At 59.0% G+C, this 22,364-nt stretch carries 19 protein-coding genes and 1 pseudogene; 11 read left to right on the top strand and 9 right to left on the bottom strand.

Annotation, left to right across the window (positions count from 1 at the left end; translation table 11 throughout):
• Nucleotides 1-46: 46 nt before the first annotated feature.
• From sufU to sufC, 5 genes are read right to left on the bottom strand one after another with little or no spacing between them, the layout of a single operon-like run.
• Complete coding sequence (gene sufU, locus PMW67_RS04535) at nucleotides 47-481, bottom strand: Fe-S cluster assembly sulfur transfer protein SufU (protein ID WP_117583738.1); 435 nt, start codon at nucleotides 479-481, stop codon at nucleotides 47-49.
• Nucleotides 474-1,799: an aminotransferase class V-fold PLP-dependent enzyme gene (locus PMW67_RS04530; protein WP_271738848.1), complete on the bottom strand. Its 1,326-nt coding sequence runs from the start codon at nucleotides 1,797-1,799 to the stop codon at nucleotides 474-476. The genes sufU and PMW67_RS04530 overlap by 8 nt, the downstream gene beginning before the upstream one ends.
• Complete coding sequence (locus PMW67_RS04525; protein WP_271738847.1) at nucleotides 1,796-3,067, bottom strand: SufB/SufD family protein; 1,272 nt, start codon at nucleotides 3,065-3,067, stop codon at nucleotides 1,796-1,798. The genes PMW67_RS04530 and PMW67_RS04525 overlap by 4 nt, the downstream gene beginning before the upstream one ends.
• A complete protein-coding gene (sufB, locus tag PMW67_RS04520) occupies nucleotides 3,067-4,479 on the bottom strand; it encodes a Fe-S cluster assembly protein SufB (RefSeq protein ID WP_117640948.1) in 1,413 nt (470 codons plus the stop codon). Before sufB ends, PMW67_RS04525 begins: the two co-directional genes overlap by 1 nt.
• 12 nt (nucleotides 4,480-4,491) lie before the next feature.
• Complete coding sequence (gene sufC / locus PMW67_RS04515) at nucleotides 4,492-5,292, bottom strand: Fe-S cluster assembly ATPase SufC (RefSeq protein WP_271738846.1); 801 nt, start codon at nucleotides 5,290-5,292, stop codon at nucleotides 4,492-4,494.
• Between the two features lie 220 nt (nucleotides 5,293-5,512).
• Between sufC and PMW67_RS04510 the strand changes: the two genes are divergently transcribed.
• The 3 genes from PMW67_RS04510 (at nucleotide 5,513) to PMW67_RS04500 (ending at nucleotide 9,904) form a co-directional block, all read left to right on the top strand.
• Nucleotides 5,513-5,944 carry an RrF2 family transcriptional regulator gene (locus PMW67_RS04510; protein WP_117735619.1) on the top strand — a complete coding sequence of 144 codons (432 nt, stop codon included), beginning with the start codon at nucleotides 5,513-5,515 and terminating at the stop codon, nucleotides 5,942-5,944.
• Nucleotides 5,945-6,083: 139 nt separating this feature from the next.
• Nucleotides 6,084-7,904 (top strand): VgrG-related protein, encoded by a 1,821-nt coding sequence (locus tag PMW67_RS04505; RefSeq protein WP_271738845.1) that lies wholly within the window; start codon nucleotides 6,084-6,086, stop codon nucleotides 7,902-7,904.
• 41 nt (nucleotides 7,905-7,945) lie between these two features.
• On the top strand, nucleotides 7,946-9,904 hold the full coding sequence (locus PMW67_RS04500; RefSeq protein WP_334204044.1) for an AAA family ATPase: 1,959 nt from the start codon (nucleotides 7,946-7,948) through the stop codon (nucleotides 9,902-9,904).
• Nucleotides 9,905-9,921: 17 nt separating this feature from the next.
• Here the strand turns inward: PMW67_RS04500 and PMW67_RS04495 are convergent, their stop codons facing one another.
• Both PMW67_RS04495 and PMW67_RS04490 read right to left on the bottom strand, forming a co-directional pair.
• Nucleotides 9,922-10,944: a glycosyltransferase gene (locus tag PMW67_RS04495; protein ID WP_271738844.1), complete on the bottom strand. Its 1,023-nt coding sequence runs from the start codon at nucleotides 10,942-10,944 to the stop codon at nucleotides 9,922-9,924.
• A gap of 170 nt (nucleotides 10,945-11,114) precedes the next feature.
• Nucleotides 11,115-12,245: an acyltransferase family protein gene (locus tag PMW67_RS04490; protein ID WP_271738843.1), complete on the bottom strand. Its 1,131-nt coding sequence runs from the start codon at nucleotides 12,243-12,245 to the stop codon at nucleotides 11,115-11,117.
• A gap of 113 nt (nucleotides 12,246-12,358) precedes the next feature.
• On the opposite strand from PMW67_RS04490, the gene PMW67_RS04485 reads away from it, so the two are divergent.
• From PMW67_RS04485 to PMW67_RS09765, 7 genes and pseudogenes are all read left to right on the top strand, one after another.
• Nucleotides 12,359-13,462 carry a glycosyltransferase gene (locus tag PMW67_RS04485; RefSeq protein WP_117772959.1) on the top strand — a complete coding sequence of 368 codons (1,104 nt, stop codon included), beginning with the start codon at nucleotides 12,359-12,361 and terminating at the stop codon, nucleotides 13,460-13,462.
• A gap of 6 nt (nucleotides 13,463-13,468) precedes the next feature.
• Nucleotides 13,469-14,509, top strand: coding sequence for a glycosyltransferase family 2 protein (locus PMW67_RS04480; RefSeq protein WP_271738842.1), 1,041 nt, complete (start codon nucleotides 13,469-13,471; stop codon nucleotides 14,507-14,509).
• Between the two features lie 74 nt (nucleotides 14,510-14,583).
• Nucleotides 14,584-15,702, top strand: a complete 1,119-nt coding sequence (locus PMW67_RS04475) for a glycosyltransferase family 2 protein (protein ID WP_158558594.1) — start codon at nucleotides 14,584-14,586, stop codon at nucleotides 15,700-15,702.
• 12 nt (nucleotides 15,703-15,714) lie between these two features.
• Nucleotides 15,715-16,782, top strand: a complete 1,068-nt coding sequence (locus PMW67_RS04470; protein ID WP_253055872.1) for a glycosyltransferase family 2 protein — start codon at nucleotides 15,715-15,717, stop codon at nucleotides 16,780-16,782.
• The gene (locus tag PMW67_RS04465) at nucleotides 16,783-19,269 is read left to right on the top strand and encodes a glycosyltransferase family 2 protein (protein ID WP_271738841.1); all 2,487 of its coding nucleotides are present in this window, start codon (nucleotides 16,783-16,785) and stop codon (nucleotides 19,267-19,269) included.
• A gap of 120 nt (nucleotides 19,270-19,389) precedes the next feature.
• Complete coding sequence (locus tag PMW67_RS04460) at nucleotides 19,390-19,710, top strand: hypothetical protein (protein ID WP_187361856.1); 321 nt, start codon at nucleotides 19,390-19,392, stop codon at nucleotides 19,708-19,710.
• Nucleotides 19,711-19,887: 177 nt separating this feature from the next.
• Nucleotides 19,888-20,140, top strand: a pseudogene (locus tag PMW67_RS09765) (ATP-binding protein); the annotation flags it as partial.
• On the opposite strand, the gene PMW67_RS04450 reads toward PMW67_RS09765, so the two are convergent.
• A complete protein-coding gene (locus PMW67_RS04450; protein ID WP_117757953.1) occupies nucleotides 20,110-20,439 on the bottom strand; it encodes an ATP-binding protein in 330 nt (109 codons plus the stop codon). The pseudogene PMW67_RS09765 and the gene PMW67_RS04450 overlap by 31 nt on opposite strands.
• Nucleotides 20,440-20,725: 286 nt before the next feature.
• On the opposite strand from PMW67_RS04450, the gene PMW67_RS04445 reads away from it, so the two are divergent.
• Complete coding sequence (locus PMW67_RS04445; RefSeq protein WP_117757939.1) at nucleotides 20,726-21,727, top strand: Abi family protein; 1,002 nt, start codon at nucleotides 20,726-20,728, stop codon at nucleotides 21,725-21,727.
• Between the two features lie 413 nt (nucleotides 21,728-22,140).
• Here the strand turns inward: PMW67_RS04445 and PMW67_RS04440 are convergent.
• On the bottom strand, nucleotides 22,141-22,364 hold a 224-nt coding region (locus tag PMW67_RS04440; RefSeq protein ID WP_271738840.1), incomplete at its 5' end, for a hypothetical protein.

The raw sequence follows: 22,364 nt of genomic DNA, 5'->3' as shown, positions 1-22,364 counted from the left end.
TGTCAAGCGATTCGGCCAACAAAATTCTTAAGATTTGGGACAAATACTACTGATTATTTTGTCCCGTGAGCATGCCGTCGAGGGTGCGCCAGGCGAGCTCGGCGCATTTGACGCGGGCGGGCATGTGCGAGATGTCCTGGAGCTGGGCGGCCTCGTCCAGGTCTTCCAAGTCCTCCTCGGAGAGCTGCTCGCCGCGGATCATGGCGAGGAAGAGCTCTGCCAAGCGGCGAGCTTCCTCGACGGTCTCGCCGGTGATGAGGTCGGCCATGATGTCGGCGCTTGCCTGGCTGATGGCGCAGCCGTGGCCGGTAAAGGAGGCCTCCTCGATCACGTTGTTCTCGACACGTAGCTGCAAGGTGAGCTCGTCTCCGCAGCTGGGGTTGATGCCGTCGTGCTCGTGCGTGGGGGCGTCCATCTCGTACTTGTAGTCGGGGTGCGAGTTGTGCTCCATAAACGTGGTGGAGGTGTACAGATTACCCATTGAACGTGCTCCAAACGTGATGCAGGCCGGCGATGAACTTGTCGATATCGGCCTTGTCGTTGTAGAAGGCCACGCTGGCGCGGCAGCAGGCAAGGTTCTCGACGCCCAGCCAGGTGAGCAGCGGCTGCGCACAGTGGTGGCCGGCGCGAATGCAGACGCCGTCCATGTCCATGATGCTCGCTACGTCGTGCGGGTGGATGCCCTTGACGTTAAAGCTCACGACGCCGTGGTGGTTGTCCCAATAGATGGAGCCGATGATCTGGACAAAGTCGAGCTGCATGAGTTCGCCCATCAGATAGTGGACGAGTGCCTGCTCGCGGGCCTGGATGTTCTCGTAACCCACCGTGTTGACCAGGTAATCGAGTGCGGCGCCCGTGGCGAAGATGCCGGCGGCGTCCTGCGTGCCGGCCTCGAACTTCTCGGGGACGGGAGCCCAGACAGCGTTCTGCTCGGTGACCGAATCGATCATCTCGCCGCCGGTAAGCATGGGCGGCATGGCGTTGAGCAGGTCCATTTTGCCCCACAGCACGCCGATGCCCATGGGGCCCATGGCCTTGTGCGCACTAAAGGCAAAGAAGTCGGCGCCCAGGTCGGCCACATCGACCGGCATGTGCGGCAGCGACTGCGCGCCGTCGACGACCAGGTAGCCGCCGTACTTGTGCACGAGTTTGCCGAGGTTCTTGACCGGGTTCTCGACGCCCAGCACGTTGGAGACCTGTCCCACGGCTAGGATCTTGGTCTTGGGACCCACCTTGGCAAGAACCTCCTCGGTGGTGAGCTGGCCGGTCTTGGTGGGGTAGAGGTAGACGAGCTTGGCGCCGGTCTCGCGGCAGACCTGCTGCCACGGAATCAGGTTGGAGTGGTGCTCCATGATGGTGATGACGACCTCGTCGCCCGGTTCGAGCACTGTGGGCGCAAAGCTCTTAGCGACCAGGTTGAGCGACTCGCTCGTGTTGCGGGTGAAGACGACCTCGTTGGCCTGTGAGGCGCCGATGAGGTCAGCGATCTGCTGGCGGACCTTCGCGATGGCGTCGGTGGCCTCGACGGACAGCGAGTACAGGCCGCGCAGGGGGTTGGCGTTCATGCGCTGGTAGAAGTCGCGTTCGGCGTCGAGCACACGGGCAGGGCGCTGCGCGGTGGCGGCGCTATCGAGGAAAGCGATCTCGGGGTGCTGCTGGAACAGCGGGAACTCGCCCTTGTAGGGGTTGGTCTCGATGTCCACGGTGGGCCAGCCGCGCGAAGCCTCGTCGCTGGCGTCGAGCTCCATGGGCTCGGGGGCGGTACAGGTGTCGCATTTAACGTGCTCGGTGTCGATCATGCGAGCTCCTCTTCAAAGTTGTCGATCAGGTTGTTGCCTAGGCGGACGACGGCGGCGCGGGTGCGCTCGTCGGTGGCGGAAAGCGCGGCGTCCTCCAGCTTGGCGCGGATGAACAGGTCCTCGGCGGCGTTTTGGTCAAGGCCACGGCAGGCGAGGTAGAACAGCTGCTCGTCGCGGACGTGACCGATGGTGGCGCCGTGGTTGCCGGCGACGTCGTCCTCGTCACAGAGAATGACGGGAACGGTCTTGTTGTCGACGCCCTTGTTGGCCAAAAGCACCGTCTCGCGTTCGGTGCCGGTTGCACCCTTGCAGCCGTGCACGAGGTCGATGGTGCCACGGTAGACCTTCTTGGACGTGCCGGTCAGCACGCCGTTGGCGTCGATCTCGCACTCGGTCTTGCGACCGCGGTGGCGCAGCTCGTAGTTAAAGTCGCGCACCTGCTCGCGGGCGCCCAGGTAATCGGTATCGATGGTCACCTTGGCGGTGTCGCCCAGCAGGTCGCCGGCAAGGCCGGTGGCGCTGGCGCCGGCACCCAGGACGGTGTGCTGCACGTTGACGCGCGCGCCCTCGTCCAGGAACAGGCCGGTGTCGTCGAGTGCGATCCAGCTGTCGTCGAGTGTCTGCGTGCAGGTCACGTTGACGGTGGCGTACTCGTGGGCGCACACGCGTAGCACGGAGCCCACGACACCCTCGCCGGTAACAGGAGAGTCTAGGGCAATATGCAGGTCGAGCGTTGCCTGCGGGCGAGCGACGATGTCGATGGCGGCGATGGCCGCGGCGGCATCGACACCGCTCACACGCACGGTAACCGTGGCGTGCTGGTATGCGGGCACATCGATGACGATGCGCTTGGTAGCGTGCTCGGCCAAGTAGGCGTAGGCAGCCTCGCCCAAGCCGGTTTCGAAGGCTTCAGCAGGGGAGAGCTCCTCCTCGAGCTTGATGGCGCCGGCCTGGTAGACGGAGGTGGCGGGCACGTCGAGCTCGGTCTCGGGCGTGATGCGGGCGCGGTCGGCGGCATCACCGGGGGCGGAGGCGCGGCGCTCGGGGAAGCGCTCGGCCATGGCGTTCATGGCGGTGCCAAACGCGTCGGCAGCGCCGGAAAACTGCTCGCCCAAGCCTTCGACCTCAACGGCCTCCGCGGGAGCGGCGGCAAGCTCGTCAGAGAGCTCGAGCTTGGTCTGATTCATTTTCAACCAGCCCCAGGTTGCTGCGGGCATCGCGTTGACCTGCTCGAGCGTGGTAGCAGCGGCGTTGGTTTCCTGTTTCATTATCCGATCGCTCCTTCCATCTCGAGCTTGATCAGGTTGTTCATCTCGACGGCGTACTCCAGCGGCAGCTCCTTGGAGACCGGGTTAGCAAAGCCGTTGACGATCATGGTGCGGGCCTCTTCCTCCGAGATGCCGCGGCTCATCAGGTAGAACACCTTGTCGTCGCCGATGCGGCCGATGGTGGCCTCGTGGCCGATGTCGACGTTCTTGGCGCGGATGTCCATGGCGGGGATGGTGTCGGAGCGGCTCTGGTCATCGAGCATGAGCGACTGGCAGCTCACGGTTGCCTTGGAACCCTCTGCCTTGGGCGTGGCCACGATAGAGCTGCGGAAGGTCTGAATGCCGCCGCTCTTGGAGATACCTTTGGTCTCGACGGTTGCCGAGGTATCGGGCGCGTTGAGCACGACCTTGCAGCCGGTATCCAGGTTCTGGCCGGCGCCGGCAAAGGTGATGCCGGTAAAGCTCGAGCGGGCGCGGCGGCCGTTGAGCACGCTCATGGGGTAGAGGTAGCCCACGTGGCTGCCGAAGGAACCGCTGATCCACTCGATATCGCCGTCCTCGTCCACGCGCGCACGCTTGGTGTTGAGGTTGTACATATTCTTGGACCAGTTCTCGATGGTCGAGTAGCGCAGATGTGCACGCTTGCCCACAAAGAGCTCGACGGCGCCGGCGTGGAGGTTGGCCACGTTGTACTTGGGCGCTGAGCAACCCTCAATGAAGTGCAGGTCGGCATCGTCCTCGACGATGATGAGCGTGTGCTCAAACTGGCCGGCGCCCTTGGCGTTAAGGCGGAAGTAGCTCTGCAGCGGGAAGTCCAACTTGGTGCCCTTGGGCACGTAGACAAACGAGCCGCCCGACCATACGGCGCCGTGCAAGGCCGCAAACTTGTGGTCGGTGGGCGGGATGAGCGTCATAAACTTCTCGTGGATGAGCGGTTCCCACTGTGGATCGTGCAGGGCTTCTTCAATACCGGAGTAGACGATGCCCATCTTGGACGCCGTGTCCTGCATGTTGTGGTAGACCAGCTCGGAGTCGTACTGCGCGCCGACGCCTGCCAGGTAGCTGCGCTCGGCGTCGGGGATGCCCAAGCGCTCAAAGGTGTTCTTGATGTCGTCGGGCACCGACTCCCAGTCGTGCTTTTGGTCGGTGTTGGGCTTGACGTAGGTGACGATGTTGTCCATGTCCAGGCCCTCGATGGAGGGGCCCCACGTCGGATCGGGGAAGCGGTTGAAGATCTCGAGGGACTTGAGGCGCAGGTCGAGCATCCACTGCGGTTCGTCCTTCTTGGCGCTGATCTCGCGCACGATGTCGGGCGTGATGCCGGCGTCGAGGCGCTCGAATCCCTCCTCGCCATAGGTGAAGTCGTAGAGGCTGCGGTCGATGTCCGCGACCTCGGTGCGGTTCTTGGTCATTGCGTCGCCCCTTTACGCCTGCTGCCCGGCAGCGGCGGCCTCGGCCTGGGCGCGCTGCTCGGCGGCCTCGCGCTCGAAGGTCTCAAAGCCGTTCTTGTCGATCCAGGGGATGAGCGAGGCGTCGTCCTCGCGCACGATGTGACCCTTGACCATAACGTGGACGCGGTCGACATCCAAGTGCTCCAGGATGCGCGTGTTGTGCGTGATGATGAGCATGGAGCCGTCGCAGCTCTTGCGGTAGGCGTCCATGCCGTGGCTGACGGTGGAAAGCGCGTCGACGTCCAGGCCGGAGTCGGTCTCGTCTAGGATGGCGAGCTTGGGCTGCAGCAGCAGAAGCTGGAGCATCTCGACCTTCTTTTTCTCGCCGCCCGAGAAGCCCACGCCCAGCTCACGGTTGAGGTAGGAGGTATCCATGTTAAGCTCGGCCGCGAGCTCCTTGACGCGACGTCGGAACTCCTTGCCCTTCATCTCCAGGCCGGGGCGGCCGGCGATGCTGGCGCGCAAAAAGCTCGACAGCGGCACGCCCGGGATCTCGACCGGGGCCTGGAAGCTCAGAAACAGGCCGGCGCGCGAACGCTTGTCGGTGGTGAGCTCGGTGATGTCCTGGCCGTCAAAGACGATACGTCCGTCGTTGACCGTGTAGACGGGGTCGCCCATGACCAGGTGGCCGAGGGTGGACTTGCCGGCGCCGTTGGGGCCCATCAGCACGTGGGTCTCGCCGGCGGCGACGTTGAGGTTGACGTTGTGGAGGATGGTCTTCTCGTCCACGGAGGCGGTCAGACCTTCGATGGAAAGCAGCGGATTTGCGCTCATGCTGTCCCTCTCTGTATATGGTGTACTCATAGGTGTGCTAAACCCTAGGAATCTTCTCGGAATAAAGTTACTATGGGTTCGGCGTTAGTCAAGGGAAAACCCGACTAATCCACTCGACTTTTTAGATGAGGGACATAATAATCAGGTTTGTTTGTTCCGCTTGCATAGGATTTGGGACAAACAAGCCTGGTTTTGTCCCAGTAACGATGGGAGGGTAGGTATGCTCATTTCTTCTAAGGGCCGCTATGCCCTCCGACTGATGATCTATATCGCGGCGCTCGGTGACGCCGAGGGCAAGATTGCTCTGCGCGAGGTTGCCGACCGCGAGCGCATTTCGCAGAAGTATCTGGAACAGCTGGTTCGTCCGCTCATGAAGGCGGGCCTACTTAAGAGCGTGCGCGGCAAGGGCGGCGGCTACATGATGGCCAAGGACCCGGCCGAGGTGCGTGCCGGCGACATCCTGCGCGCCGTCGAGGGCAGCACGGCACCGGTGGCGTGCGATGGCATCGACAACAGTTGTACCCGCAGCGATCTTTGCTCCACGGTCAAGTTCTGGCGCGGTCTGGACGACGTGATCGAAAAGTACGTCGACGGCGTGACGTTAGCCGACCTTGCTGCCGTCCCCGAGATTAACTTTGACATTAAGCTGTAGGTTGAGCGCAATTCCTTAAGATTTCGCGGAGGGTTGTTGCCGTTTACCGAGGGGTTGTTGTGTAACAACGGGCGAGCTGCAATACTTATTTTTATCTTTGCAAACTGCTCTTTAACTACACCAATGCAGGGAGGATCTTATGCAGCCCAAGCATTCTGCTATTGTCGCGGGCCTGACGCTGGCGCTTTCGTTTGGCGCCGTTTCCGTGCCGGCACCCGCCGCTGCCGAGGAGCCCACGCCGGGCGTTGCCTCGGATGCCACCGATATCGATAAGGGTCTCTACACCCAGCAGTCCTTCTCGGGCGTGCTGAGGTCGGTCCAGGGCGTTTCGTTTGTTAACGTGACCCCCGAGATGAAGTACTTTACCAAGTACGAGAGCCATGGCAACTATAACCAGGGCTTTTCGTATGGCGACGGCTATAACGCGCTGGGTTATTACCAGTTCGACCGTCGTTGGTCGCTCATTCCGTTTATGAAGCAGGTCTACAACTACAATCCCGAGAAATACAGCATGCTCAAGGATGCGATTGATCGCGGCAGCGAGATTTCTAACACGAGCAATGCCATGTACGAGAACGGCCAGCTCACTGAGCTGGGCCGTATTGCGCAGGAGGCCTTCCAGGGCGCTTATAACACCGACCCTGCTGAGTTTTCGGCTCTGCAAGATGCCTATGCGTACAACTCGTACTATGCGGTGACCGAGGCGTGGCTCAAGAGTGGCCTGGGCATTGATATTTCGGGCCGTGCCGATTGCGTTAAGGGCATGGTGTGGAGCATCACCAACATGTGCGGCACCGGTGGTTGCAGGGACTTCTTCCGTTGGGCAAACCTTTCTAACAGTATGACTGATCGCGAGTTTGTGACGGCGCTTTCCAACAGTGTGGTCAATAACGTGGCGACCAAGTATTCGAGCCAGCCCCAGTATCATGAGGGCTGGAAGAACCGCTACCGCAACGAGCTGAAGGACTGCTTGGTTTATATCGCCGAGGACGAGGCCGCTGCCGCTGCGACGCCCGTGCAGCCCGAGCCCACGCCGGCGCCCTCGCCGACGCCTGATTCGAATGACGACTCGAGCGACGATGCCAACGATGACAGGATGGATGCGCCCTCGACCGGTGCTGACGGTGATGGCTCTGCTGGTGGCACTACCAACAACGGCTCTACCTCGAACGGCTCCGATTCAAACGGCTCTGCTGCGGGCGATTCGTCTTCAAGCTCTGCCGGCAATACGGACAGCGACGCTTCTGGTTCGACCGGCGCTGGCACCTCTAACTCATCCACCGGCTCGAGCGATTCGTCCGTTGGCACCGGCTCTAACAACGGCTCCGGCTCTGACGCAACCCCTGGTTCCGATGCTTCCAAGGATGACTCGAATAAGGCGCCGGACGTTCCCGTTGCTTCGCCGGACAAGAAGCCTTCTTTCTCCGAGCAGCTTGGTTCTACGCTGGGCTCTTCGCTGATGGCTGGCGTCAATAACGGCTCGACCCAGAACAAGGGCAACTCTGATCAGGTTTCCACGGAAAAGATCGAAGCCGCAAAGGGCGACTCCAAGGACAAGGCTTCCGAGAAGACCGAATCCGATAAGGGTTCTAGCTCTGAGGAGAAGAGCGACAAGTCCGAACAGAAGAAGGACGAGGATAAGAAGTCTGAATCTGAGGAGAAGGACAAGAGCAAGGACAAGACCGAGGACGGAAAGCAGCAGAGCGAGGACAGCGGTAAGGGCAACACCGATGACCAGGTCCAGGAGCAAAATGACTCCAAAACGGTGACCACCACGACCACGACGACTACAACTACCAAGTCTTCGGGCGGCAACATGCCCAAGACGGGCGATCTGATTGTGATGGCGAGCCTTGCCAGTGCAAGCTTGGCCACACTGGGCGCTACGTCTATCGTAAGTGGTAAGCATAAGCTCGATCAGCAGAAGAAGGCTTCTGGGGAGGACGGCTCGGAGGAGTAATCTTCCAGATCGTTTTCTATAAGAGTTTGGGACGGGGTCCGGTGCGGCGGCATCGGGCCCCTTTTTTGTTGTGCAACGATTTGTTATGCCCCCTCGGGGGTCTGTTGCTACCGCTGCCCGAAACGTTTGCATGTCGATATTGTTGCGCTCTACCCGCTCGCTACAATGGGCATCGTGCTGCGTTAGAAGGAGAGTCTACGGTGTCTGAACAGGTGAATTGTGGTTTTACTCATGCGTTTGGTGCACGGTTGCTCAATCATGCGGATAGCGCAGCTCTACCGGTTGATGCACACGACTTTTCCGATGCAATCAATCGGTGTTTGCTCGTCGATAAGACTATGTTTATTGCCGATATATTGGACAGTGAAGCACCTGTTGCGTTTTGCTGTCGGCCCAAGGGTTTTGGCAAGAGCATGAATTTATCGATGCTCAAGTGCTATTTGGAACGACCTGATCACCGGCTGCCGGATCGAAGCCTGTTCGCTGGTACCCAGATTTGGCAGGCGGGCGGCGGTCGCTATCGTGATGAGTACGCGAGTTATCCGGTCATCACGCTCGACTTTTCAGCTGCCGCTGCGGGGCGCGACGCCGATGCTGCGGCGGCTATTCGCAGCGCTGTCGCGAACGAGTGCGCCCGATTGCTGCCGCTGCTTGCCGCACCTGATCTGTCAAGACGTGAAGTCCGTCTTATCGAGAGGGCGGCGCGTGGGGTGGCCAGCGATAAGGAGATCGATGCGGCGCTTGGCGTGCTTATCAAGCTGCTCCAGGCAGCTTTCGATGAGCAGGTTGTTCTTCTGATAGACGACTACGACGCGGTATGTCCAAAGCGTTTGGACGCTAAGGACGACGGTAGCGTGGATTCCCTAGAGTCGCTCAGCCGAATGTTGTTCGACACCATTGCCGATGCCGGCGACTCGTTGCGATTGACGTGTCTGATGGGCGAGCGCCCCGGTCATGCCGAGTTTGCGTTGTCCCAACGTGGGGTTTCCTATCGGTCGGCGACAGCGTTGTCGAGTTGGTGTGATCGATGGTTCGGTTTTTCGGACGACGAAGTCCAAGTGCTGTTGGATTGCATCGGTCGCAACGGCTGTCTGGATGACGCGCGTGAGTGGCTCGAGGGCTATCTGTTTGGTGGTTTTTATTGCTCGAGCCCGGAGCGCGTGGTGGACTACGCACAGCGCGATTGCGTCGCGCCCGTTCGGGCGGATCTGTATGGTTACGCCGACCGTCTGAGCGCATGCGTCGGTGACTGGAATCTCATGCGCCTGTCCGCATTGTTCGATTTGGTTGAGCCGCATGGGTTTATTGAGGCGCCAGTGCATGTGCATGCCGAGGAGGTCGATGCCGCCAAGCCCGAAGATATCTGGACTGCGCTGTATCTGTCTGGATTTCTTACGACGGACATGACAGGGCATTCGGAGGACGGCGCGTGCCTTCGTTCCCTGCGCCTGCCTAACAACGAAGTGCGTCAGGCGCTCCGTCTTGTAATTCTGGAATGGTTTGAGTGCGCCGTTGAGGACGTTGGAGTTATCGACTCGTTCCATGACGGGTTGTGTCGAGGAGACGAGGACGCTGTAAAGCAAGCTTTGAGCTGTGCTATCGGCGATCTGGGCATCGATGTGGACAAATCAGATATGCCGACAGCCTATCATCTGGCGCTGCAGGGGCTTTGCTTTGGACTGTCCGGCTATTGCAATCCCAGCTCCAAGCGAAGTGGCGTCTCGGATCGCTGGGATATCCAGGTGATTCCCACCGGTCGGGTGTTTGACGTGGCCGACACGCTCGGCATGCTCGATGAGCGACCGCTCATTACGATCAACATGTTGTATGACCCTGGCGTCGATGCCCTGGGCCTGGAACTGTTAGCGGTTCAGGCGCTGCTCGACATAGAGCGCGACGGCATCGATGATATCCGCGTGCCGCGCCCCGCCGTCGGGCGCATGCGTTGGGGCTTTGGTTTTGACGGTCAGCGTGTGTCCGTGGTGTGCCAACGACTGTAGCGGCGGGCGAAAGCCCTTTACTGTTCTGCGTCCTTCATGGGCGGCATGGGCTTCCAGTTGGGGTCCTTGATGATCTTGCGGGCGTCCTTCATGCCGCGGCGCAGCGCCGGAATGCCGGTCTTAAAGCACTTGTCAACGGCGGCCAGGCGAATGAATTCCTTGCAGAAGGTCGCGGCGTTGCCCAGACGGAACAGCACTGGGTGGTAGTCGCCGTAGATCTGCATGTAGCGTGCCAGATAACCGCGGTTGCGCATGATGTAGTAGCGGTTGGTGTCGCTCGTGGAGTTGAGTTGGCGCTTGCCGGCGATGTCCCAGTTGGAGACGGCGCGGGCGCGCTTGAGCACCACGTCGGCGACCACGGCGGCGGGGAAGTGCTGGCTGGCGACATAGCCGTAGCAGGCGTCGTCGCCATAGATGAAGAAGCGCGCGTCGGGCAGGCCGATCTTGTCGACAACGCGACGCGAGAACAGGCCGCCCTCAAAGCACAACTGGTTCATAGGACGATAGCCCTCGGGGCCCAAGTCCCACTTGGCGATGGGATTGGGGATACCAAGCGAAAGGATCAGCTGGTACTGCCAAAAGAACGCGCCACCGTCGAAGTCTAGGCGTGAGCCCTGGATGACGTCGTAGCGGTCGGTCCACTTGGCAAGGCGCTCGATGCCCTCGGGAATGACGAGCACGTCGTCGTCCATCACCCAGAACCACTGGACGCCTAGGTCGTAGGCGCATTTGGTGCCGGCGGAGAAGCCGCCCGCGCCGCCGCCGTTTTCGAGTTGCGGCGCGTAGATGACACGGTCGGTGCCGCCCTGCGCGTCGGGCTGCTCGGTGTCGATGCCCCACAGGCTGGCCAGGCGCTCGTTGAATGCGGTGCACATGGCCTCGGTCTCGCGCGAATTCTCGTTATCGACAATCACGATGCGCCAGGGCGTTGCCGTGAGCTCGGTCATGGAGTCGAACAGGTTGGCCAGGAGTTCCTGGCGCTTGTACGTAACGACAACGATGGCGAGCTTATCGATGGGAGTGGGAAGGGTTGAAGGCATGGGGCAATATATCCTTTCACGCGCGGCGGGCGAGCGCTGCGCGGAAGCTATCGAATACGTCCTTGGGACTGTCCTATTGTAAAGGCTCGGCGCACCTTGACGGCAAGCTTTGAATAAAACGCAGGAACCTGCCACGGGTGTAGCGGCTTTGACGTCTGACGGCAGCGTGTCTATTGCCGCTTGAGCTTGCGAACGATAAGGCTTCTAGCTGCATCGATGATGAGGAGCGCCAGAGCAAAGACGATGCTAATGACGGTACCCGTGATGATACATATAGCTGCCGGGCTGTTTTGGCTGACCAGCATGTTTGCGAGCAACGTATTGGAGACGGGACGCCACAGGCTACTGGTGAGCGACTGCATCACATAGAAACCGAGCGTGGCGGTCGATAAGGTGACGATGACACCCGCAGTCCGCGGATTGCCTGAGGCACTGCGTCGGGTTGCCGCAAAGAGCAAGGAGGCGGCAGCGAGGGCAAACGAGATCAGCGAGGTCGATTTGTAGGAGAGGGCTGCCATCGCCGTGAGGTTGCCGGTGAAGGAGAGTGCTCCTTCCAGGATGGTGGCGAGCGCCAAAACCGCTGCGAGCGACCGCATGCCCAAGGCGCCCGCCCTGTCCGAATCCACGGCATCGGTAACGTCGCGGAGCAGCCCGCCGATCAAAAACGCGATTACGTACGTGGCAGCGCTCATGAGTTTCTGGAGCCAAGAAAACTCGCCGGCGCTTGTCGCACTCATGGCGGCCAAATACCCGTTAACAACAAATGCGAGGATGCCAACGGCGATGACCGTCGTCGTGTAGCTCTTCTGGGAGAGTCGACACTTAGCCAGTCCAAACCATGGCGCCATGAAGACCGTGGCGGCATAGACCCAGATAAACTCAAGGCCTAGCGTGTACCAGTAGTGCGTGTTGAGGGTAACATCGGGAATGGGGGAGACGACCGTGGACCACGCGAGCGCCACGACGCAATAAAACGCAGTGGGCATAACGACCTTGCCTAGGCGCTGCGCCGTTCGCTGCATTTGCGACTTCCACGTTGCCCCACCGTCCCAAGCACGCGCGGCAGAAGCGATGAGAAAATAGCCCGAGATCATAAAGAAGACCTCGTTGGCCCAGCAGCCCAGCAAGTTAATAAAACCGAGCACGCCGGAATGGGGGAAGGCGGCAAGCGGCACGTATTCCGGCAAGCCGGCACAGGTTGCCTGGAAGGTCCACTGAAAGGTGTGGAACACCGCGATACCGGCGACCGCGATTAAGCGCAGCGCTTCGATGGGTATGTTGCGTGCGGCTTTGGGCTGCATGACGTCCTTTCGTATCGGTTTCTCCTCTGTGAGCTCCATAGATTATATAAACGCCCGCTGGCGCGCTGACCCTTTGATACCATGAAACGACAGGTATTTCCTAAGGAGCACATTTGTCTACTAACGCCTCTGGCAGCCCTGTTCTGTCGCTGCTTATTCCCATTTACAATGTTCAGCGCTACCTGCGCGAGTGTCTCGATTCCGCCCTGGCGCAGACGCTCAAGGATATTGAGATCATCTGCATTAACGACGGGTCGACCGACAACTCGCCGGCGATTATCCGCGAGTATATGGAGCGCGATGGGCGCGTCAAGATGATCGACAAGGCCAACAGCGGCTACGGCGACTCGATGAACCACGGTCTGGAGATGGCGCGTGGCAAGTACGTTGGCATCTTGGAGTCCGATGACTTTATGGCGCCCGACGCACTCGAAAAGCTTGTCTCGGCCGCCGATAGCAATAATGCCGACTTTGCGAAGGCGAACTTTGATTTCTACTGGTCTAAGCCCGAGGAGCGTCGTTCGCTGCACGAGATGTTTAAGGCAAGGGATTGTGGCAAACCGGTGCATCCCAGCAATACGACGCAGTTCTTTAAGCAAAAACCGTCGATTTGGTCGGCCGTGTACCGTCGTGATTTTCTTGAGCGCAACGGTATCAAGTTCCTGCCGACTCCGGGGGCATCCTTTCAGGACACGTCATTTGCCTTTAAGGTGATCGCGTGTGCCGAAAAGGCTATTTACCTGCATGATGCCGTGTTGTCGTATCGCCAGGACAACGAGAATTCCTCGGTCAATTCTTCGGCTAAGGTCTTTTGCGTCAATACCGAGTATGCCGAGATTGAGCGTTGGATTCGAGAGGATTATGCCCGCGACCACGCAAGTGATGACGTCGCGCGCATGCTCAAGTTCAACCAACTCATTAAGTACGATTCGTATATGTGGAACTACGTGCGCTTGGCGCCTAAGTTCTATAAGGAGTTCCTGGTTCAGATGGCCAAGGAGTTCCAAGCGGCCTTGGACGCGGGGGAGTTTTCGCTTGACGACCTCAAGCCGTGGAAGCGCGCAAATCTCGCTGCCATCCTCAAAGATCCTGAGGGCTGGGTTGACGAGCATCCGAGTTTTGCGACGGATGGTGCCTTGGGGCGTGCTAAGTATTACGCCTCGGTTGGAGGCCCAGGCGTGGTTGCTGCCTTCCTCATCGAATCGCTGAGGGGGTAGGTCGACATGGGAGAGACTTTGACCCCCAAAGCGACCGTTGTCGTCCCCGTTTACAACTCTGCGCGCTCCATTCAGCGATGCCTCGATTCGCTGTTGGCTCAGTCCGAACGCTCGATTCAGGTTATCTGCGTCAACGACGGTTCGACTGATGATTCGTTGAACGTGTTGCGCCAGGTCGCGCAGGCCGACGATCGCGTACTGGTGATTGACCAGGAAAATGCGGGTGTCTCGTGTGCTCGAAATGCCGGTATCGATGCCGCCGAGGGCGAGACCGTCTTTTTTGTGGACGCCGACGATTATATCGATGCCCAGACGGTCGAGCGCGTACTGCATGCCATGGAGTCTGCAGATGCCGAGGCCGCCGTTTTTGGCGGCGTCTGTGAACCAGCCGATGCTGCCCCCAAACGCGTCCATCAACTCATGAGCCCCAAAGCCGGTACCTTCGACGCCCGTGATCCCCAACTTCTGTTCCATTCGAATGCGCAGCCCTATGCCTGCCGCGTGGCTTTTTCGCGCGAGCTGCTCAATCGCGAAGGCATTCGCTTCGCCCCCGGTTTGGCTTTGGGCGAGGACGTCGTCTTCCAATTTGCGGCTTATGCGCTTGCCCGCAAGACCGTCGTCATGCCGGACAAGTTCTACCACTACGTGATGGAGAGCGAATCGGCGACGCACGAGTTCAACAGTGCCGAGGCTCGCGCCAAAAAGCTTGACGCCCACATGAGAATGCTCGAGGAGGTCTTGGAGGGCTGGGCGGCCTACGGTCTTTTGGACCTGTGCCCCGGCGAGCTGATCACCTGGTTCCTGGACCTCATTGTGTTCGACCTGGCGCGCTTGGATGCCGATGACTTCCATCGCGTGGCGGCTCGCGTCAACATGGACCTCACGACGTTTTTGGGAACGGAGTGGGCGGATATGCCTGCTAAGGGCGCCGTTCGCCGTGTTGCCCACAAGCTCGTTGCGGCGACCTCGGGCGTTTCGATGGCAGATGCCGCGCTGTTCTATCTTTCGACTCGCGGTCTCAAAGCCTGCCTGGAGCGTTTTATCTAATTCCAAGCGCTGCCGCCCGCCGCAACTCGGCTGCTAAAATAACCCTGTTACACGCTATTCAACAGGAGGTTCTCTTGCAGAACTCTGATACCCCTAAAGTTTCGCTTCTTGTTCCCATCTGCAATGTTGAGCGCTACCTGCGTGAGTGCCTCGATTCCGCCGTGGCGCAGACGCTCAAGGACATCGAGATCATCTGCATCAACGACGGCTCCACCGATAGCTCGCCGGATATCATCCGCGAGTACATGGAGCGCGACCCCCGTGTAAAGATGATCGACAAGGCCAACAGCGGCTACGGCGACTCGATGAACCGCGGCCTGGAGATGGCGCGCGGCGAGTACGTGGGCATCCTTGAGTCCGACGACTTTATGTTTGAGGATTCACTCCAAAAGCTGGTCGCCAAGGCCGATGCCGAGCATGCCGATGTGGTAAAGGGCGACTTTTACCTGTATTGGTCCACGCCCAGCGAGCGGCGTGAGCTGTTTGGGATCATCGACGAGCATATGACGGGCGCCGCGTATCGCCCCGTCGATCGCCCGGGCATCTTCTACCGCAAACCTTCCATTTGGTCGGCTATCTACCGGCGCGAGTTCCTCAACGACAATCAGATTCGGTTTCTTCCCACGCCAGGTGCTTCGTATCAGGATGCGGGTTTTAACTTTAAGGTCTGGGCATGCGCCGAGCGTGCTGCGTTTATCGCGGACCCCATTTTGTGCTATCGCCAAGATAACGAGAAGAGCTCCGTTAATTCTCCTAACAAGGTGTTTTGCGTGTGCGACGAATATACCGAGATGCAGCGCTTTTTGGATGAACGCCCCGAGCTTAAGGCTCAGCTTCAGGGTATTTTAATGCGCATGAAGGTCGATACGTACCGTTGGAATGATGAGCGCCTGGTCGATGAATTGCGCGAGCAGTTTTGGGAGAAGGCATCTCCCGAGCTCAAGGCCGATTGGGATGCCGGTCGCTTTGACCTGTCTCTCTTCGACCCGCGTGGCGAGACCGACTTGCGACTGATGGTCAAGTCGCCCCGCGCCTATATCGATTCGCGCTTTGATTTTAAGAAGCCGGGCAAGCTCAATACGTTTAAACACTACTTTAAGATCGGCGGCCTGCCGCTGGTCTGGCGCGTGCTGACGTATCAGCGCGCCTACGGCGACAACCCGCACCCCGATGACGTTCCGGTCGCACAGTAGGAGCACTTGACTATGGCTACCCCCAAGATTTCCGTTGTCGTTCCTATCTATAACGTGGAGGAGTGCCTGGCCTGGTGCCTGGACTCCCTGCTTGCGCAGGACATGCCCGATTGGGAAGGCGTGCTGGTCAACGATGGCTCGCCGGACGGTTCGCGCGATATTGCGGCTGCGTATTGCGAAAAGGACGCGCGCTTTACGCTGGTCGATAAGCCAAACGGGGGCCTGTCGAGTGCGCGTAATGCCGGCATCGCTGCGTCCACGGCGCCTATCGTCGCGTTTTTGGATTCCGACGACCGGTTTACGCCCGATGCATGCCGCGTGATCGTCGATGCCTTTGAACGCGAGGATTGCGACGTGTTGACCTTTGGCGCGAATCCGTATCCGCTGGAGGCGGGGTATCCGTGGCTTAACTATGTACTGAGCCCGCGCGATGTGTCGTTTGAAGGCTATGGCTCCGACCTGCTGTTTAAGGAAGCGTCTCGCCCCTTTGCATGGCGCACCGCTTGCAAGCGTGAGTTTTTGCTGGGCAACGGGATCGTGTTCGACGAAACCGTTAAGTATGGCGAGGACCAGGTCTTCGATTTTGCCGTGTACGGTCGCTCGCGCAAGACCGCGCTTATCTCGAACAAGCTGTATGACTACCGCGTGGCGCGCAAGGGCTCGCTCATGGACACCATGCGCTATGACGACGAGACGCGTCTGCTGGAGCATGTGAAGATTTACTCCGCTGTGCTGGCTGACTGGCAGCGCGACGGTCTCGATGTCCAGTATGCCGATGACCTGGCGTACTTCCTATGCGATCTGGTGCTGTACGATGCGCTCAGGTTGCTGGGTTCGGACTGCGGCAAGGTGTTTGCTGCCGTTGCCACGGCGCTTGCCGGTTCTGCCGTGGGCAGCGATGCTGCGCTCGCACAATGCGCTCCTTCTGTTGCCGCTATGGTGCGTGCGGCGCTTACCAGCAAGGCCCCCAATGCCCGTGCATGTAAAAAGCTCATGTTCGATTACGACGTCTTGAGGTTTGGGCGCCTGGGTGCCTGCAAACGCATGGCAGCGAACGCCCTGGGAAAGCGAGAAGTGTAGATGAGTATCAAGCGTTTGACGCTTTGCCGCAGTCAGGGCCGTCTGTTTGTGCTGCTTCGTTTTGCCGGTCAGGATGTCACCGCGCTTATTGAGCGGGAGGGTTCTCAAGCGTTTGCCCATGCGACGACGAGCGGCTCTTGTGTGCCGTCGCTGGTACTCCCGGTCGATCATGGCCGTGTGCTGGCGCTTTGCCCTTCCGTTTCCGATTACGAACGCGAGCTCGCCGTCTTGGTACTTCCGTTTTTGGATGGCTCGTCGATGGATGCCGTTTTTGCATTCGGTGGCCAAAGGTTGGGCTCTATTCGCCTCGATAGCCGCGTGGCCAAGCTGGAATCCAAGATTAACTACAAAGCAAAGCCTGCGCTGTGTGCGCTTATCCGCGATGCGCAGCGTGGCGAATGCTGCGGTCGCTACGAGATCGATGCCATTCGCTATTTGCCGGCAGACGCCGGCGCGGTGTGGCGCTATGAGGTTACGTGGGTGGGAGACTCCAAGTGCACCCCTGAGCTCCAGATTTTCGATGCGCATATGAATGCCATCGATGTCACCGTGCATGTGTTTGAATCGCAGATCGATGTGCCGCAGCGCAACGGTTGCCGCGTCAATAAAACGTATTTGAGCGTTGAGATGCCCCAGGATATACGTGATTTTGTCGCGATTGCGGCTGATCCCACGGGCCTAATCCAGAGCGGTTTTTGCGCCATGGATGGTCGCCTGTACAACGGCATTGTCGACGACAGCTGGAACCGCATGAAGGACGCGCGTGCAGACGACGCAGCTTATCGACGTTGGTTTGAGCAACATCGCGCAAAGCCGGGCGATTTAGCGTGCCAGCGTGTCGCTTCGGTGGCTTTTGCCTATAGACCACTCGTGAGTATTGTGGTGCCGTGCTACAAGACTGATCGGGAATACCTGCGCGAGCTGCTGGACTCGGTGCTAGTCCAGAGTTATGACAACTGGGAACTGCTCCTTATGGATGCCTCGCCTGAATGGGATGCGGTGGCCGCCCTTGCGGCAGGTGCCAACGACGAGCGCATCCGTCGCATCGAGCTTCCCGGCAACGGCGGCATTGTGGTCAACACCAACGCAGGTATCGAGCAAGCGACGGGCGACTACATCGCGTTCTTGGACCATGACGACATCCTGGAACCGGACGCGTTGTTCCACTATGTTGCCGCGCTGAACAAGGCTGCCGAGGACGAGCGTCCCCAGGTCCTGTTCTGCGACGAGGACATGTTCCAGAAAACGGGGGAGTGGGGCCAGCCGGTCTTTAAGACCAAGCTCAACGTCGACCTGCTCTATAGCCATAACTGCGTGACGCATTTCCTGATGGTGCAGAAGGCGCTTATTGATCGCATTGGCATGTCGCCGGAAGACGTCGCGGGCGCCCAAGATTACGACCTGACGCTCCGCTGCCTTGCGGCGGGCGCGCGGTTTGAACATGTTGCGCACGTACTGTATCACTGGCGCGTGCATCCCGGTTCAACCGCCGACGGTTCTGCCGATAGCAAGCCGTATGCTATTGAAGCTGGGCGCCTTGCGCTTCAGCGCCACTTTAACGCGCTGGGCATTTGCGGAACGGTCGAGGAGGCCGAGACGCCGTTTGTCTATCACATGCGTTATGCGCTGCCGGAGTCTGCGCCGCTGGTGAGCATTGTGATTCCCACTAAGGATCACGTTGAGACGCTCGATGCCTGCGTGATGTCGATCGCTCAGAAGGCAACGTATACCAATTACGAGATCGTCTTGGTGGAGAACAACAGCGAAGCCCCGGAGACGTTTGCGTATTACGAAACCCTGCCAGAGCGCGTGGCTGCAGCATCCGAAGGCAAGGGCATCGCGCGTGTTGTGTGCTGGCCGGGCGAGTTCAATTACTCTCAGATCATCAATTTTGGTGTGAAGCACGCCAAGGGCGACTACCTGCTGCTGCTCAACAACGATACCGAGGTCATAAGCCCGGACTTTATCGAAGAGATGATGGGCTATCTGCAGCGTCCCGATGCGGGCGTGGTGGGCGCCAAACTCTACTTTGCCGATCATCTGGTGCAGCATGCCGGCATTTTGGTTGGCGTGCGTGGGGCACTTGCCCATGCCAACCAGGACTTCTCGGCAAAGCGCGAGGGCTATCTTGCCCGCGCTGTGCGCCCGGGCAACTTTAGCGCCGTAACGGGTGCCTGCCAGATGGTGCGACGCGACGTATTTGAGCGCGTCGGCGGCTACAACGAGGAATTCGCCGTTGGCTTTAACGACGCAGACTTTTGCCTGCGCGTATGGGAGGCGGGCTACCACACCATCTATACGCCTTATGCCGAGCTGTATCACTACGAGTTCACCTCGCGCGGCAGGGAAAAGGCCAACGAGGAAAAGCTGCGCCGCTGGAAGCGCGAGCAAGCGCTGTTTATGCAGCGCTGGCCGGAGTTTTTCTTGACGGGTGATCCGTGGTTGGGGCCTAACTTATCTGCCGAGAGTGAGTATTTCTCGCTTTAGACAATGGTTTAACTGCTGTCGAGAACCGCTAAGACCACTAAGGGCTATGCCTATCTGGTGCAAATGGTCGGTTACTCCATTTGGCAGCGCGCCAACTTGCATCGTGCCAAAAGTGCCATTGTGAGCGAACACGATGTCACCGAAGGCATTGCGCTGGCAGAGGCTCGTTTTCACGATGTTGTTCACGAGCCCGCGATTTCTGGACTGGGACTTAACGATATCAAATACCTTTTGGCGATGTGCGAGGATAAACAACAGTCCAAATCAGCCGAGATTGCTAAGCGCATGGGTAAAAAGACCAATGAGATCAGCTCTATTAGGGCCAAATTGCTACAAAGAGAGGTTATTCAGGCACCACAGAGGGGCTACGTGCAGTTTGCCGTGCCGGACCTAGATATCTATCTGCGAGAGAATGCTGCGGAGATTCTCGAGCGGTTCTAAATCGAGGCATGAATAGCCGCCGGTTAACTGCCTTTGTCGACTTGGCTCGCGTCCCCCCCAATCTAGTAGACTTTAAACCGTTGCTAGATTAGGGGGATTTTCAATGAAACGCTCCATGAAACTGGTTTCTGCGAGGACCTCGTGCTGGTGGGGGACGTCAGCACCGGCAAGACGCACATGGCCTCGGCGCTGTGCATGCTGGCGTGCGAGCGGAGGATGGAGGCCCGCTTCTTCACCGCGTCATCGCTCGTCATGCGGCTGCGGCGCGCCCGCGACGAGGGGCGCCTTGACCGTGAGGCCGCGCTCATCGGCTGCGCTAGGCTGCTCGTCATCGACGAGCTCGGCTTCCTGCCGCTGGATCTCGACGGCGCGCGCGCTCTTCTAGGTGTTCGCCGACGCCTACGAGCGGCAGTCGGTGGTCATCACCACGAACCTGGAGTTCAGCCGGTGGGGCGCGGTGTTCGGCGACGACCAGATGGCGGCGGCCGTGCGCATCGCCAGGGCCACGGCCATGTGGGTCTTGCCCCTGCCGGTCTTGCCGAAGAACACGAGGTCCTCGCGGGGGCCGACGAAGCCCAGCGAAAGCATGTCGTCGCGGCCCCAGCCCTCGGAGAACCGCACGTGCGACCAGTCGAACCCCTCGGCCGACTTGTGCACGGGGAGCCTCGCCTGCCTGAGCAGCCGTGCCCTCTTGGTCGCGTCCCTGTGCGCGAGCTCGGCCTCGAGCATGGCCCTGCAGCCCGCCACCTGCGTCCTCTATCTTGTCCACGTCGATCATTCCCTCCTGCCTTTGCTCGTTGCCGATACGACGCACCGACAACGTTAAGGCATGCGGTCTGGTCGGCGTGGCCGTGCTCAAAACCGAAAAACTATCGTGCTCAATTCTGAAAATCGGATGTGATCAAACCCGCAATCACGACGTTAACAAACACAAATAGGCCGGCGCCAACGACAGGCTCGCCCCGTCGAGGCGGGCTGGGATATAATTTCCTAGAAGGAGGCCAAGGGAGGTTCGATGAAGAAGGGCATGAGCATCAATTCCCTCATGAAGCACATGAGGACGAATCACGGTATGGAGGATTTGCGGGGGAGCGACAGAAAGATACTGCTGAGAAACATGGGCTATTTCCATGGCTATAAAGGCTTCCGGTTTGTCCGAAAGCCCAAAAATGCGCTCCCCCTCCCTTCGTTCGATGCACTCATGGACATATACGGGTTCGATTCCGCCATCAAGGCTGCAATCTACCCGGAGATAATGTTCATCGAAACGGCGGTTAAAAACATAGTCTTGGCCAGAATACTTGAGAACATAGAGGACCCCGGGCTGGCGACCTTCTTAAAGCGCGGCCTCCGGACATGCAGGGATGTCAACGGAAGGGTCGTGAACGGGCAGATGGGGGAAAAGCTCAAGCTCAAGAGCCAGCTTCAGAACATCGTGAGACGGAGTTACAAAAACGATCTCGTGAAGCATTATGTCGATCGCGACGATGACGCGCCCGTTTGGAGCATTTTCGAGGTGATGACCCTCGGCGATCTCACAAGCGTATGCAGAAGCCTTCCCGATGAAATCCTCGCCGATATCGCAAGCGACCTAGGTCTCTTACATGCGAACCCCGGCATCGTCATCAACATCGTCGAGACGATTCGTCCCTTAAGGAACGCGGTCGCCCATAACGGGGCGGTATTTGATTCGAGGTTCAGCCAATCGGTTAAGTATCCCAAGACCGACAGAAACCTGGCCGCGGTTGGCGAGCTTCTCGATGAGGATCTTTCTATCGGGTACAGGTTGAATTTCAATTCCATAATCGACTACATCGTTCTCCTGGCCTACCTATTGACCTTGCTAACGCATCAGAAGAAGCGTTCCAGAGATTTTCTTCGGAAATGCCTGCGGGAGCTCGAGAAGCTCGAGAGCGCTGTCGGGGTTGATACGTACATGATGATCGTCGGAAGCGGTGACCGGCAGAAATACGGATTTATTGAGGGGTTCATCGATGGCTACGGGCGCAAGCGGTGACGTTCCTTCCGTGTGCTAATATGTGCAGAGAGAAACGGCGAAACGCCGTGGGAGGGGCCGATCAGTCGACTCCTCCCTTTTAATATGAGTTGAACATTGCCAAGAGGCAAAACCGGCCCGGCCGCCCGCGGAGCTACCGCGCACGGCCGGGCCTACCTATCTTCACCCCTGTATCACTACGAGTTCACCTCGCGCGGCAGGGAAGAGGCCAACGAGGAAAAGCTGCGCCGCTGGAAGCGTGAGCAAGCACTGTTCATGCAGCGCTGGCCGGAGTTCTTCCTCAGCGGCGATCCGTGGTTGGGGCCAAACCTATCTGCCGAGAGCGAGTATTTCTCGTATTAAGGCAATGGGTTTAGGAAGTCCTGAACTTTCTTTCGCTATGAGCTTGGAAGAAAGCAATGGTGGACTATTAACTAAGTCATATTACGAAAGCTCGATACTTCCGCGATAAGTTTATACAGCCTTATATAACTCGATATTATTCGATATAGTCTGCGATAATTATTTAACCGATGATTGGCTGTTAATCGATTCCCTAGAAAGGCAAAGGTACCGTCAAGATTCTTTCGCAAATTGATCGAGGCGGCCTCGGCCCCGCCTTGCTCTAGCCCTCCGCCTTCTTGCTCAGCTCGTCCAT

Source organism: Collinsella aerofaciens (assembly GCF_028209395.1).
GTDB lineage: Bacteria > Actinomycetota > Coriobacteriia > Coriobacteriales > Coriobacteriaceae > Collinsella > Collinsella aerofaciens_AZ.
The sequence above is the reverse complement of the archived record's forward strand: the minus strand, read 5'-3'. Positions and strand labels throughout refer to the sequence as shown.